This window comes from Bacillus sp. SKDU12 (genome assembly GCF_010093085.1).
Lineage (GTDB): Bacteria > Bacillota > Bacilli > Bacillales > Bacillaceae > Bacillus > Bacillus mexicanus.
The window spans coordinates 59,278-73,355 of the sequence record NZ_MSRC01000018.1; the positions used below are offsets into that span (position 1 = coordinate 59,278).

Sequence of the window (14,078 nt, forward strand, 5' to 3'; positions counted from 1 at the left end):
CTCTTTTCAAATCATCTATCGAAATTGACAGAAGGTTTCTGTAAAAACGGGAACCTTTTCCTTTATTTTTAAAAAAATCTTGCACGCACCAATTCATTTAAGAGAAAATAACAAATGGAAGGCAGGGGAAAGTCATGTTAAAAAAGTGTATTCTACTAGTATTTCTATGCATCGGATTGATTGGATTAATCGGATGCTCCAAAACAGATTCGCCAGAGGATCGCATGGAAGCATTCGTGAAACAGTGGAACGATCAACAATTCGATGACATGTATCAAAGCCTGACCAAAGATGTCAAAAAAGAAATCTCCAAAAAAGATTTCGTCAATAGGTATAAAGCCATCTACGAACAGGCAGGCGTAAAAAATCTGAAAGTCACTGCGGGAAAAGTGGATGAGGACGATAAAGACAACGAGAAGATGAAGCACATCCCGTATAAAGTCAGCATGGACACGAACGCGGGTAAAGTCAGCTTCAAAAATACCGCTGTGCTGAAAAAAGAAAAAACAGATGACGAGGAGTCATGGAATATAGATTGGGACCCATCGTTTATTTTCAAGCAGCTGTCTGATGACAAAACAGTGCAAATTATGAGCATTGAACCGAAACGCGGCCAAATCTACGATAAAAACGGGAAAGGCTTAGCTGTCAATACAGATGTTCCGGAAATTGGAATTATTCCCGGGGAGCTTGGCGATAAAAAAGAAAAAATCATGAAAGATCTCGCGAAAAAATTGGATATAACTGAAGACGATATTAAGAAAAAGCTGGATCAAGGCTGGGTGAAAGACGACTCATTTGTCCCAATCAAAATGGTCAAGCCTGACCAGCAAAATGTAGTGTCTGAGGCGACCTCATTGCAAGGGGTGACAAGAACAAATGTCAGCTCCCGCTACTATCCATATGGCGAAAAATCAGCCCATTTGACAGGCTATGTCCGCGCCATCACTGCGGAAGAATTAAAGAAAAAGAAAGATGGTACGTATAGCGATACATCTAAGATCGGCATCGCCGGACTTGAAAATGTGTATGAAGACAAGCTGAGAGGCACAACCGGATGGAAAATCTACGTGCCGCAAACCGGAGAAGTCATCGCTGAAAAGAAAGCGAAGGACGGCGAGGATCTTCATCTTACAATTGATATCAAAACGCAAACAAAGCTGTATGATGAGCTGAAGGATGACAGCGGAACGGCAGTCGCGCTGCAGCCGAAGACAGGCGAAACACTTGCACTTGTCAGCGCGCCTTCTTATGATCCGAACGGATTTATTTTCGGCTGGGACGATAAGGAATGGAAAAAGCTGAACGAAGATAAAAACAATCCATTCTCAGCGAAGTTCAACAAAACATATGCACCGGGTTCTACGATTAAACCGATTGCGGCTGCTATCGGAATCAAAAACGGCACCCTAAAAGCAGATGAGAAGAAAACAATTAAAGGGAAAAAGTGGCAAAAGGATTCGAGCTGGGGCGGCTATTCAGTCACACGTGTATCAGAGAGCCTTCAGCAGGTCAATTTAGAAAATGCCCTTATTACGTCAGACAATATTTACTTTGCCCAGAATGCGCTTGATATGGGAGCGGACACCTTCACAAAAGGCATGAAAACGTTCGGCTTCTCAGAGGATATTCCATATGAATTCCCGATCCAGCAATCGTCTATCGCAAACGGCAAGCTCGATTCAGACATTTTGCTTGCGGATACAGGGTACGGACAAGGGCAGATGCAAATGTCTCCGCTTCACTTGGCAGCTGCTTACACGCCATTTGTCGATAATGGAGATCTTGTCAAACCGACGCTGATCAAAAAAGACTCACAAACAGCTGATGTCTGGCATAAGCAAGTGGTCACGAAGGAAGGGGCGGCAGACATTACAAAAGGTCTGAAAGGCGTTGTGGAAGATGAGCGCGGATCAGCATATCAGCCTGTCGTGAACGGAATCACTGTTGCCGGAAAAACTGGAACAGCCGAGCTGAAAACATCACAAGATGATAAAGACGGCGCGGAAAATGGCTGGTTCGTCGGCTATGATTATAAAAACAAAGACTTGCTAATCGCAATGATGATCCAAAATGTGCAGGATCACGGCGGCAGTCACTACGTTGTTGAGAAAGCGAAGAAGCAATTTCAATCAAATTAAAATACCCTTCGCTGTACATGCGCTGACATACAACTTGATCAGAATCGGTGGTTTCGCATTTATGCAGCCGCGCATGTTACAATATACTTAACAAAAAGCACCAGCTTAGCAGCTGGTGCTTTTTCAATATTGTCACACCGCTTAGTGCCAAATTTCCATTTATAAGTGTTTGAATCTTCAATGAAAGCGTTTTATATTTAAAAGAAGACCTCACTTTTTCCTTGCGGCTTCATCTGCACATCATGATTGTCTAGGAGGCCTTTTTTATGTATATGACTGTCAGAGAACAAAAACTGTTAAAGCACTTGTTATTGCAAAGCCGATATGTAACCGTAACTGAGCTTGCTAAATTGATGGGAGTCAGCACAAGAACCATTCACAGGGAGCTGAAATCCATTAAGCCATTGATGGAGGCGGCCGGGCTTATGCTCGATAAACAGCCCGGCAAAGGATTGAAGGCGGTGGGAAGTTCCGAGGATAAACAAAAGATGCTGACCGATTTATCATATGAACAGCATGAATACAGCACTGATGAACGGAAACTGCTCATCCTTTGTTCGTTATTAGAGTCTCAGGAGCCTGTTAAGCTGTACACGCTGGCCCAAGATCTGCAGGTGACGAACGCCACAATCAGCTATGACTTAGACGAGTTGGAGAAATGGATCTCACCTTTCGGACTGACACTGATCCGTAAAAGGGGGTTTGGCATCCAGCTTATAGGGCCGGAAAATGCAAAACGAAAAATTGTCGGCAACCTCATTGTGAACCGCCTCGACATCCAAATGTTTTTGGAAGCGGTTGAAGTAAACATCAAAGGAAAAAACGATTCTTCAGAGAAAATGTTCGGTGTCGTCAGCAAAGGTGAGCTGTTAAAAATGGAGGGGATCTTATTTCATCTGAAAGAAAAAATCGCCTTTTCGTTATCCGACAGCTCTTATATAGCGCTCGTTGTCCATCTGACGTATGCGATCGAACGCATCAAGCTTGGGGAGACCATTACCATGGAGGAAACTGAGCTTGAGGATTTGAAGAACGCAAAAGAATACAGCTCCGCGCTTGAGATCGCGGGCGAGCTTGAACGTGCTTTCGACGTGACGATTCCAGAGGCGGAGGTCGGCTATATGACAATCCATCTTCGAAGCGCCAACCGCAAATACAAAACAGAGTATAAAGCACAGGAAATCGAACTGGAAACGGCCTTGCAAACGAAACGGCTCATTGCTTTTATTTCAGAAAAAATCAGAATCGATCTTACGAAAAACTACTCTTTATATGAAGGGCTGATCGCCCACTTGGAGCCAGCCGTCAGCCGCATTAAAGAGAATATCGAGATATACAATCCAATGAAGGAACAGATCAAGCGCGATTATTTTCTGCTATATATGGCGGTCGAGGAAGGTGTCGATCAGTATTTTCCGGGTATGTCTTTTTCTGATGATGAGATCGCTTTTATCGTTCTTCACTTCGGCTCTGCTCTTGAAATCAAAAAAGAAGAAGCAAAATTGAAAGCGCTTGTCGTTTGCTCAAGCGGAATCGGCTCGTCGAAAATGCTTGCTTCCAGACTAAAGAAAGAACTGCCGGACATTCAATCATTTGACATGTCATCTTTGATCGAGCTGAAGAGCAAAGATGTTCACGCTTATGATATGATCGTTTCCACCGTCCCGATTCCTTACAAAAACATCGATTATATTATGGTCAGCCCGCTTTTAAATGAAGAAGACGCAAATCAGGTGAAGCAGTATATCAAGCGGAACATTCCGCTCATACTTGAGAAAAAAAGAAGCCCGAAGAAAGAGAAGCAGCAAGCTGACGTGCCTGATATGCTGGAAGCGGTGGAAAGCATGGGGCGGTATATGGCTGTCACTCAAGATGTTCTGCGTCACTTTACGCTTACTCACCTCAGTACAAAACCGGATCATCATATGCTCCACCTAGAGCTTTTTCAACAGCTGAAGAAAGAGGGCTTGATCCATGATCCGAAAAAAGCGGCGGTTTGCCTGGCGGAGCGGGAAAAACAAGGCGGATTGGGAATACCGGAAACAAACATGGCGCTTTATCATCTCAAAAATGATGAAATTGTCCTGCCTTTTTTCAAAATATATGATCTTAACACCTCTTATGAAGTGAATGGCATGGACGGAAATACCCTCCTCATGACACGCATCCTCGTTATGATGGCGCCGGGCTCATTATCTGCTGAAGGATCGGAGATATTAAGTGCGATCAGCTCGGCGATTATTGAGAGCAGCGAAAGCCTGGCGGGGTTTCAGGAAGAGGGAGAACCTGAACTCTACCAACGGTTAAACCGTATATTTTTCACATGGATGCAGGAGAAAAACATACTGTAATCCGGCAGGGCACACGTCAAAAAATTGACGTGTGTTTTTATGTGGATAGGGTGCAAAATAAGAAAAATAGGACTATTTTATCATTCATCAATGGAATAATTCCAAAATGAAATAGTTTTACAAGTTATCTTTTTTGGGTTAAAATGGGTGATGCAAGGAAGAAAATCTAACAAATAATTGAAGATTAATGAGAATATAGGAGATGACGATATGGAAACACTACAGCATCTGATCCTGCATGACATGCCGGATAACGAAGAAATAGAGGCTGTAAAAAGCGGAGCTCATACACTGACATATAAAGAATACCGTAAGCGGATTAATCAACTGGCAAATGCCATGCTGCAAAAAGGAATTCAAAAAGGAGACCGTGTCGCACTGCTTTGCAAAAACGGCCATCCTGCATCAACTGTTATGTTCGCAGCGCTTGAAATAGGTGCTGTTGTGGTGCCTGTCAGCTGGCAGCTGAAACCATATGAAATGACAGGCATTTTAAAAGCGAGTGAACCGAAAGCGATGTTTTACGGAGCGGAGTTTAAAGAGACACTCAATGAAGTTCTTCCTGAACTGTCTTCACTCCAGATTATGATGGAAACAGGTACAGCTTACGAAACATCTGATGAATTTGAAGCTCTGTTTGCGGGTCCTGCCCATTTCCCTGAAACTGAAATGGTCTCCCCTGATGATACGGCGCTTCTGATGTTTACGTCTGGAACGACAGGAAACCCGAAAAGATGCATGATCACACATGGCGGCATATACAGATACGTAGAAAAATCCACTAGCTCAGCAACTCGTATGAAGGGGCTTCGTTTTCTTGCGTGCCACCCGATTTATCATACGAGTGCGCTCATTTGCATCATGCTGGGAACCTTTGCAGGAACGAGTTTCATTTTTACAAAGGATCAAGATCCTGTTGATATGCTGAAGGTCATTGAAGAAGAAAAAATTCAAAGCGTGATGGCTCTTCCTGTGTTTTACACGTATTTGCTCGAAGCATGGGAAAAGCACCAAACCGACATATCTTCTCTCGTGATTTTAATGACAGGCGGTACAAAAGTGCCGAGCAGCCTGATCCGCCGTTATTCTGATATCGGCATTCCGCTCGCACACGGCTATGGAAGCACTGAAGCTTGGGGAATCAGTACATGGATGCCTGAGATGGGAATGGATAAAGCGGCATCAGCAGGAAAACCTGTGGAGGGTGTGAAAGTGAAAGTCGAAGATCCGCAGACGGGAGAAGAGCTCCCTCAAGGTGAGATCGGCGAAATCGTTGTTCACACGCCATTCTTATTTAAAGGCTATGAAGACAATCCTGAAGCAACGGCAAAAGTGCTGCAAAACGGCTGGTTCAAAACCGGAGATTCAGGCTACGTGGATGAAGATGGCTTTATTTTCATCACGGGGCGCTACAAGGATGTCATTATTTACGGAGGCGATAACGTCTATCCGGATCAGGTTGAGGAAGTTATCCAGCAGATCCCGGGAATTCTTGAAACGGCTGTGGTCGGTATACCAGACCCGCTGTACGGAGAAAAACCGCGCGCTTTTATCGTGACAAACGGCGGCAAGCGTTTAACAGAAGAGGACGTCATCGCATATTGTAAAGAACGCCTGTCCGCTTATAAAATACCTGAAGTTGAGTTTGTGAACGAACTGCCGAAAAATAACCTCGGCAAGGTGAAAAAGGACGTCTTGCGCAAGCAGGCCGTACATTCATAAAAAAATGCCCGTCACTTCATTATGTGGCGGGCTTTTTTGCGGTTGCACAGACGGAAAGCTGAGGCTTAATATGTTTAAATTGCAGTTCTATGTCTTCAAATCCGGCTGCTTGGAAGTCGGCAATCATCTGTTGTCCAAATGATTTTGTTTTCTCGGGACTGGCATCAGCCTCCCGCGGCTGCATCGTAATCGCCGCTTTTCCGCCGGGCTTTAGCGCCTGATAAATCTGTTTCACGCCTTTTGTCTGGTCATTCCAGATGGTGTAGTTGTTAACGGAAATGACTTTATCATAAAACGAGTCGGAGAGAGGAAATGTCTCGATACTTCCTTGTATGAGGCACACACCTTTCGATTTTATTCTGCGGGCGGCCAGCTTCAGCATAGCCTCTGATACATCAATCCCATAAAGATGAATGCTCTTCTCGCGTTTCAGCATCTGCTGCATACAGTATCCCGGCCCAAACCCTATTTCTAAAATGCTGTCCCCATGTGTGATCCCCAGTTGATCTATTGTCCACTGATTCAGTGTCTGATTTTCAGCAGCCATGATGTATCCGGCTATCATGCCGATTACGCCCTTTGGCCTGCTGAATTTTTTTGAAAGCATATTAATCATTCAGCAACCCCCTTTGCAAGTTATTTCCTCCTTACGTTTCATGTGAAACATTTTTCTGATAAAACAATGTGAAGGTGTTGAACCATGTTTATCGCAAGAATGTGTGAGGTACACAACAAATAGACATGAAAACAAAGGAGGAGATTCAGCATGACAAATTATCCAAATGAACTGCCGGGACAAATCCAAAATCGTCAGCCGGGACTTGAAAGTGAAATGGATCCAACCCCGGTGTACGAATACGAACATTATAAAGGCTCTGGCAAATTAAAAGGAAAAGTAGCGCTCGTTACAGGCGGCGACAGCGGGATCGGACGCGCGGTCTCTGTTGCATATGCAAAAGAAGGTGCGGATGTCGCCATTGTATATAAAGATGAGCATGGGGACGCAGAAGAGACGAAAAAGCGCATAGAACAAGAAGGCGTAAAATGTCTGCTGATCCCTGGTGACGTAGGCGAAGAGGAATTCTGCAATGAAGCGGTTGAAAAAACGGTTAAGGAGCTAGGCGGCCTAGATATTCTTGTCAACAATGCCGGTGAACAGCATCCTAAGGACAGCATCAAAGATATTTCAAGTGAACAGCTTCACCGCACATTCAAAACTAACTTTTATTCACAATTTTATTTGACTAAAAAAGCAATTGATTACTTAAAACCGGGCAGTACTATTATCAACACGACATCTATCAATCCGTACGTAGGGAACCCGAAATTGATTGATTATACAGTGACAAAAGGTGCGATCAATGCCTTTACAAGAACAATGGCACAGGCGCTTGCCAGTGATGGAATCCGTGTGAATGCAGTTGCACCGGGACCAATTTGGACGCCATTAATTCCGTCTACCTTCTCAGAAGAGACAGTCGCTCAATTTGGAAAAAATGCGCCTCTAGGCCGTCCTGGACAGCCTGTTGAGCTCGTTGGCTCTTATGTGCTGCTGGCTTCAGATGAGTCATCTTACATGACAGGCCAAACACTGCACGTTAATGGCGGCAGTTTTGTGACGACATAAGAGGGAGTGAAACATGTGGGTATCACGAAAGAAGAAGTAAACAGCTATTATCAAAAAGCCGGTATTGTATTAACAGATGAAGAAGTAGGCCAAATTCAGCTGATGGACTACGGCTTAGGAAAAGAAAGAAAAGCCGGGCTCCAGCTCTTCATCTACGTGAATACAGACCGTTATTGCTCAAAGGAACTGGTGCTGTTTCCGGGACAGACTTGCCCGGAACACCGCCATCCGCCGGTCGACGGCCAGAAAGGCAAGGAAGAGACATTCCGCTGCCGTTATGGAAAAGTATATCTTTATGTAGAAGGAGAAGAAACACAGCTTCCAAAGGTTCTCCCTCCGCAAGAGGACAAAGAATACTATACAGTCTGGCACGAAATTGAGCTTAAACCAGGCGAGCAATATACGATCCCGCCGAACACCAAGCATTGGTTCCAGGCCGGGGAAGAAGGAGCCGTTGTGACGGAAATGTCTTCGACGAGCACAGACGATCATGATATTTTTACAGATCCAAGAATTTAAGGATGGGGCGTAACAGCCCATCCTTTTTTGTATTGAAAAAACAGAATCACCGCTATAATGGGTAAAAAAGGAAAGAGGGCGAGGGAATGTTCACCTGCAAGGTAAATGAGTACATCACCTTTCGATTGTTGGAGCCAAAGGATGCGGATCGGCTTGCCGAACTGATTATCGAAAATCAGCAGCGGCTCGGCCGGTGGCTCTTTTTTGCGGAAAACCCAAGCAGTGCTGAAACGTATCGAGAAACACTTATTCCAGATTGGCGGCGGCAATATGCCGACCTGAACGGCATCGAAGCTGGGCTCTTCTATGACGGCAGCCTATGCGGCATGATCGGCCTCCACAATTTAGACCAAGTGAATCGAAAAGCGGAAATTGGCTATTGGATTGACAAAGAGTATGAAGGCAAAGGCATCATGACCGCGGCCTGCCGAACTCTGATCTCGTATGCTTTTGAAGAGTTTGGGCTGAACCGCGTTGCGATATGTGCGGCTGTCGGGAACGAAAAAAGCAGAGCGGTCCCGGAGCGGCTCGGCTTTCAGGAGGAAGGGAAGGCACGGGACGGCTTATTCATTGGAGGCAGGTATCATGACCTTGTCTATTACAGCTTGCTGAAGCGTGAATGGAAAGAATCGAAATAAAGCGCACATTTTCTTGTTTAAATCTTCTTCGTGTGTGGAAAAGTAAAAGCGGAGACGTTGAAAAGGAGTGATTCACGATGAATCAGCAAGATATGAAACAAAAAGTATTTGATGTTCTAGATCACCATAAAGTAGGTTCGCTCGCTACAGTTCAAAAGGGCAAGCCGCATTCCCGCTACATGACTTTTTTCCATGACGGTCTGACAATTTACACACCGACAAGCAAGGAAACTCATAAAGCGGAAGAAATTGAGAACAACCCTCATGTCCATATTTTATTAGGCTATGATGGTGAAGGCTTTGGTGACGCGTATGTGGAAGTTGCCGGAAAGGCCAAAATCAACAATTCAGCCGAACTGAAGGACAAAATCTGGAATTCTCAATTAGAACGCTGGTTTGACGGTAAGGATGATCCGAATCTGGTGATTCTTGAAATTGAACCGGAGGATATCAGATTAATGAATGCCGGAGAAAAAACGCCAGTCTCACTCGACTTATAAAAAAGTTTGCATTTGCAGGGGCGATATGTTATCATGAGTAGCTAAGCAAGATAAATAAGCAAATAAAAAAGAAAGTAAACTTCTTTTTTCTGTTTTGAGATAGAAGCTTTACCGCTTCACGAGCAGCATACTAGCTGTCCTTATTCTTTTCCTTCATAACAAATCGCCCCTAACGATGAGATGGAAAAAAGACTTTTTTGTTTTACAATTCACACCGGCGCGGCTTCGGAGCCGCAGTGACGATTGAGAGGTAGGGCTTTCGTTGTCTTGTGTTCAAGAAATTTCCATGGTGTTTACTTTCCAGAATGATTCTTCGGAACAATGCTTTATGAATCTAACCCGCCTGATGAGGCGGATGATATAATCTTTATTTGCATATAGAAAAGAATAAGACAAACCGCTCGGCGTACGCCGGCGGTTTTTTATTGTAAACTGAAACCTCTCTATCTTCTTTACAGTCTTATCTCTAGGATGAAATTGGAGGAAGTATAACGTGCATGTCATCACAACACAGGTGCTTTTTATTTTCTGTTTTTTATTGCTGATTCACTCGATAGAAACCTTAGCTTATGCCACAAGGCTTTCCGGGGCTCGCGTAGGATTTATTGCGTCTGCGCTTTCACTATTCAATGTCATGGTCATCGTATCCAGAATGTCGAACATGGTGCAGCAGCCCTTTACCGGACATTTAATTGATGACGCGGGAAAAAACGCTCTGTCGATTGTTAGCGAGCAGTTTCGCTTCTTGATTTTTGGGTCGACAGTTGGCACCATTCTGGGTATTCTCTTGCTCCCGTCTTTTGTCGCTTTATTTTCACGGGCGATAATTCACTTGGCGAGCGGCGGCGGCTCTGTTTTACAAGTGTTTCGGAAGGGATTCTCGAAACAAGGATTCAAAAAGGCGCTCTCCTATTTGCGGCTGCCGTCTCTTTCGTATGTGAAAGGATTTCACATACGCTTGATTCCGAAGCGTTTGTTTGTCATCAACATGCTGATTACATCGATTTATACGATCGGCGTGCTTTCAGCTTTGTATGCAGGCCTTCTGGCACCGGAGCGCAGTACGACAGCCGTAATGGCATCGGGTTTGATCAACGGGATTGCGACGATGCTGCTGGCCATTTTTGTTGATCCTAAGGTATCTGTTCTCGCCGATGACGTGGCAAAAGGAAAAAGAAGCTATACGTATTTAAAGTGGGCCTCTATCACAATGGTTACCTCAAGGGTGGCGGGCACACTCCTCGCCCAGCTTATGTTTATTCCGGGCGCCTACTATATCGCGTGGCTGACAAAGTGGTTTTAATAAGAAGGGCTGGATCATAAAGATCCAGCCTTTTTCGCGTTTCCTTATTTATATTTTCTTAATCCGCGGTCATACAAAAAGTTTCCGAATGGGACAAAAGCGGCGATAAATCCGGCGGCTGACCATTTCAGCGGCCATTTGACAGAGAAAGCCGCATACGCCAAGACAAGTAAATATAAAATGAACAACCCGCCGTGAACCGAACCGATAATTGTTACGGCAAGCGGAAGGCCTGCCCAATATTTCAGCGGCATGGCAATGAACAGAAGAGTTAAGAGTGACATTCCTTCAATAAAACCCATCGTGCGAAGTCTTCCGATCGGCGTTTGCAACATAAATCGCCCTCCTTGTGGGTGTGTTTTCTTTCTATATGATAAACAATACGGCGAGCGGACATGATAGTTTTCAGAAAATGTTCAAACAACATTCATTTTTACAACCTAGCTCTAGCGGGCTGTACTTGTCATTTGCAAAAATACCCGAGATAATGTGTACAACATGAGTAAAGAAGGATGTTGACATGAAACTTGACCAAATTGATCTGAATATCATTGCAGAGCTGAAGAAAGACAGCCGTTTGTCGATGAGGGAATTAGGCAGAAAAATTAAGCTGTCGCCGCCATCTGTGACAGAACGGGTGAGGCAGCTTGAATCGTTTGGGATCATCAAGCAATACACACTGGAGGTCGATCAGAAAAAACTGGGGTTTCCTGTTTCCTGTATTGTAGAAGCAACTGTCAAAAACGGGGATTACGAGCGGTTCAAAAACTATATTCAAACATTGCCGAATATCGAATTTTGCTACCGAATTGCGGGTGCAGCCTGCTATATGCTGAAAATTAATGCTCAGAGCCTCGAAGCGGTAGAAGATTTCATCAACAAAACATCACCATACGCGCAAACCGTCACTCACGTCATTTTCTCAGAAATTGACACGAAAAACGGGCGCGGTTAGAGAGTGCTGCGCGAAGTCTGTTATAATAAATGGATGAGCGTGAAAGAAAGAGAAGTGATCAAGCATGTCAAAAACAGTTGTATTAGCTGAAAAACCTTCAGTCGGCCGGGATTTGGCCCGGGTACTGAAGTGTCATAAAAAAGGAAATGGTTATCTCGAAGGTGATCAATATATTGTTACATGGGCTTTGGGCCATTTAGTGACACTCGCTGATCCGGAAGGCTATGGAAAAGAGTTTCAATCATGGCGGCTGGAGGATTTGCCGATTATCCCCGAACCCTTAAAGCTGGTTGTGATTAAGAAAACCGGAAAACAGTTCAATGCAGTCAAATCCCAGCTTACCCGTAAAGACGTCAACCAGATCGTCATCGCGACTGATGCAGGCCGGGAAGGAGAGCTTGTCGCCCGCTGGATCATTGAAAAAGCGAATGTCCGCAAACCGATCAAACGGCTGTGGATTTCGTCTGTGACAGATAAAGCGATTAAGGAAGGCTTTCAAAAGCTGCGCAGCGGCAAAGAATACGAAAACCTGTATCATTCTGCTGTCGCCAGAGCGGAAGCGGATTGGATCGTGGGAATTAACGCGACCCGTGCGCTCACCACAAAATTCAATGCCCAGCTTTCATGCGGCCGTGTACAGACACCGACGCTTGCCATGATTGCAAAGCGCGAGGCGGACATTCAAGCGTTTACGCCTGTTCCTTATTACGGCATCCGCGCAGCGGTCGAGGGCATGACGCTGACATGGCAGGATAAAAAATCAAAGCAAACGAGAACGTTCAATCAAGACGTGACAAGCCGTTTGCTAAAAGACCTTGACGGAAAGCAAGCGGTCATTGCTGAACTGAAAAAAACAGCGAAAAAAAGCTTTGCTCCCGCGCTTTATGATTTAACTGAGCTGCAGCGTGACGCCCACAAGCGCTTCGGATTTTCTGCCAAAGAGACACTTTCTGTTTTGCAGAAGCTATATGAGCAGCATAAGCTTGTCACATATCCGCGAACAGACTCAAGGTTTATATCCAGTGACATCGTCCCGACGTTAAAAGACCGTCTGGAAGGCATGGAAGTAAAACCGTATGCCCAATATGCCCGCCAAATTAAAAGCCGCGGCATCAAATCCCATAAAGGCTACGTCAATGACGCGAAGGTGTCAGATCACCATGCGATTATCCCGACCGAAGAGCCGCTCATTCTCAGCAGCCTGAGTGACAAAGAACGCAAGCTGTATGATCTGATTGCGAAACGTTTTCTAGCTGTATTAATGCCGGCGTTTGAATATGAGGAAACAAAGGTCATAGCAGAGATCGGCGGAGAAACCTTTACTGCTAAAGGCAAAACCGTGCAGTCACAAGGGTGGAAAGCCGTTTATGATATGGCGGATGAAGATGACGAGCATGAGGATGACAGAGATCAGACCCTCCCAGCCCTTCAAAAAGGCGATGCTCTTGCCGTCCGCACGTTAACGGAAACAAGCGGTCAAACGAAACCGCCTGCCCGCTTTAACGAGGGAACCCTGCTGTCAGCAATGGAAAACCCAAGCGCCTTTATGCAGGGAGAAGAAAAAGGTCTCGTCAAAACGCTCGGAGAAACAGGCGGCCTCGGCACAGTGGCAACGCGTGCAGACATTATTGAGAAACTGTTCAACAGCTTTTTAATCGAGAAAAAAGATAAAGATATTTTTATCACTTCTAAAGGAAAACAGCTTCTGCAGCTAGTTCCGGACGATTTGAAATCACCGGCCTTAACGGCAGAATGGGAGCAAAAGCTCTCTGCAATCGCCGCCGGAAAACTAAAATCAACTGTCTTTGTTAAAGACATGAAAGCTTATGCCAACCAAACGGTCAAAGAAATCAAAAACAGCAGCCAGACATTCAGACATGACAATATCACAGGAACGGCATGTCCGGAATGCGGCAAAATGATGCTGAAGGTGAACGGCAAACGCGGCACGATGCTCGTGTGCCAAGACCGTGAATGCGGAAGCAGAAAAACGATTGCCAAAAAAACAAACGCACGCTGCCCGAACTGCCATAAAAAAATGGAGCTTCGCGGCCAAGGTGAGGGTCAAACCTTCGCATGTGTCTGCGGGCACCGTGAGAAGCTTTCCGTATTTGAAAAACGAAAAAACAAAGACAAAGGGCGCGCTTCCAAACGGGACGTTTCTTCTTATATGAAAAAACAAAATACGAAAGACGAACCGATTAACAACGCGCTGGCAGAACAGCTGAAGAAACTCGGTTTGGATAAATAACAGAGAAAACTAGCTGCTCTGGAAAAAGGCACAATGGCAGCCATGCTGCCGTATCATTTTAAAAGAAAGCT

12 protein-coding genes are annotated in these 14,078 nt (G+C 45.0%); 10 read left to right on the forward strand and 2 right to left on the reverse strand.

Annotated features, from left to right (window positions below):
* Positions 1-134: 134 nt before the first annotated feature.
* From pbpC to BTW01_RS16365, 3 genes are all read left to right on the forward strand, one after another.
* A complete protein-coding gene (gene pbpC / locus BTW01_RS16355; protein WP_162104053.1) occupies positions 135-2,141 on the forward strand; it encodes a penicillin-binding protein 3 in 2,007 nt (668 codons plus the stop codon).
* Positions 2,142-2,407: 266 nt separating this feature from the next.
* Complete coding sequence (locus tag BTW01_RS16360) at positions 2,408-4,492, forward strand: BglG family transcription antiterminator (protein WP_162104054.1); 2,085 nt, start codon at positions 2,408-2,410, stop codon at positions 4,490-4,492.
* A 210-nt stretch (positions 4,493-4,702) separates the two neighbouring features.
* The gene (locus BTW01_RS16365; RefSeq protein ID WP_162104055.1) at positions 4,703-6,214 is read left to right on the forward strand and encodes a class I adenylate-forming enzyme family protein; all 1,512 of its coding nucleotides are present in this window, start codon (positions 4,703-4,705) and stop codon (positions 6,212-6,214) included.
* A gap of 19 nt (positions 6,215-6,233) precedes the next feature.
* On the opposite strand, the gene BTW01_RS16370 is transcribed toward BTW01_RS16365, so the two are convergent.
* On the reverse strand, positions 6,234-6,830 hold the full coding sequence (locus BTW01_RS16370) for a class I SAM-dependent methyltransferase (protein ID WP_202923610.1): 597 nt from the start codon (positions 6,828-6,830) through the stop codon (positions 6,234-6,236).
* 150 nt (positions 6,831-6,980) lie between these two features.
* Between BTW01_RS16370 and BTW01_RS16375 the strand changes: the two genes are divergently transcribed.
* From BTW01_RS16375 to amj, 5 genes are all read left to right on the forward strand, one after another.
* Complete coding sequence (locus tag BTW01_RS16375) at positions 6,981-7,841, forward strand: SDR family oxidoreductase (RefSeq protein WP_162104056.1); 861 nt, start codon at positions 6,981-6,983, stop codon at positions 7,839-7,841.
* A 15-nt stretch (positions 7,842-7,856) separates the two neighbouring features.
* Positions 7,857-8,360: a D-lyxose ketol-isomerase gene (gene lyxE, locus BTW01_RS16380; RefSeq protein WP_162104057.1), complete on the forward strand. Its 504-nt coding sequence runs from the start codon at positions 7,857-7,859 to the stop codon at positions 8,358-8,360.
* An 86-nt stretch (positions 8,361-8,446) separates the two neighbouring features.
* On the forward strand, positions 8,447-8,998 hold the full coding sequence (locus BTW01_RS16385; RefSeq protein ID WP_162104058.1) for a GNAT family N-acetyltransferase: 552 nt from the start codon (positions 8,447-8,449) through the stop codon (positions 8,996-8,998).
* 77 nt (positions 8,999-9,075) lie between these two features.
* Positions 9,076-9,498 carry a pyridoxamine 5'-phosphate oxidase family protein gene (locus BTW01_RS16390; protein WP_162104059.1) on the forward strand — a complete coding sequence of 141 codons (423 nt, stop codon included), beginning with the start codon at positions 9,076-9,078 and terminating at the stop codon, positions 9,496-9,498.
* 493 nt (positions 9,499-9,991) lie between these two features.
* Positions 9,992-10,801, forward strand: coding sequence for a lipid II flippase Amj (amj, locus tag BTW01_RS16395; RefSeq protein ID WP_162104060.1), 810 nt, complete (start codon positions 9,992-9,994; stop codon positions 10,799-10,801).
* Positions 10,802-10,845: 44 nt separating this feature from the next.
* Here the strand turns inward: amj and BTW01_RS16400 are convergent, their stop codons facing one another.
* Positions 10,846-11,136, reverse strand: coding sequence for a DUF3817 domain-containing protein (locus BTW01_RS16400; protein ID WP_162104061.1), 291 nt, complete (start codon positions 11,134-11,136; stop codon positions 10,846-10,848).
* Between the two features lie 185 nt (positions 11,137-11,321).
* Here BTW01_RS16400 and lrpC point away from each other — a divergent pair, with 185 nt between their 5' ends.
* Positions 11,322-11,756, forward strand: a complete 435-nt coding sequence (lrpC, locus tag BTW01_RS16405) for a transcriptional regulator LrpC (protein WP_162104062.1) — start codon at positions 11,322-11,324, stop codon at positions 11,754-11,756.
* A gap of 64 nt (positions 11,757-11,820) precedes the next feature.
* Positions 11,821-14,007, forward strand: coding sequence for a DNA topoisomerase III (locus BTW01_RS16410; RefSeq protein WP_162104063.1), 2,187 nt, complete (start codon positions 11,821-11,823; stop codon positions 14,005-14,007).
* Positions 14,008-14,078 lie beyond the last annotated feature (71 nt).

Coding starts and splice junctions, on each gene's coding strand:
- BTW01_RS16385 (WP_162104058.1), top strand. CDS start 8,447: ATGTTCACCTGCAAGGTAAATGAGTACATCACCTTTCGATTGTTGGAG.
- BTW01_RS16400 (WP_162104061.1), bottom strand. CDS start 11,136: ATGTTGCAAACGCCGATCGGAAGACTTCGCACGATGGGTTTTATTGAA.
- BTW01_RS16410 (WP_162104063.1), top strand. CDS start 11,821: ATGTCAAAAACAGTTGTATTAGCTGAAAAACCTTCAGTCGGCCGGGAT.
- BTW01_RS16390 (WP_162104059.1), top strand. CDS start 9,076: ATGAATCAGCAAGATATGAAACAAAAAGTATTTGATGTTCTAGATCAC.
- lrpC (WP_162104062.1), top strand. CDS start 11,322: ATGAAACTTGACCAAATTGATCTGAATATCATTGCAGAGCTGAAGAAA.
- BTW01_RS16375 (WP_162104056.1), top strand. CDS start 6,981: ATGACAAATTATCCAAATGAACTGCCGGGACAAATCCAAAATCGTCAG.
- pbpC (WP_162104053.1), top strand. CDS start 135: ATGTTAAAAAAGTGTATTCTACTAGTATTTCTATGCATCGGATTGATT.
- BTW01_RS16370 (WP_202923610.1), bottom strand. CDS start 6,830: ATGATTAATATGCTTTCAAAAAAATTCAGCAGGCCAAAGGGCGTAATC.
- BTW01_RS16365 (WP_162104055.1), top strand. CDS start 4,703: ATGGAAACACTACAGCATCTGATCCTGCATGACATGCCGGATAACGAA.
- BTW01_RS16360 (WP_162104054.1), top strand. CDS start 2,408: ATGTATATGACTGTCAGAGAACAAAAACTGTTAAAGCACTTGTTATTG.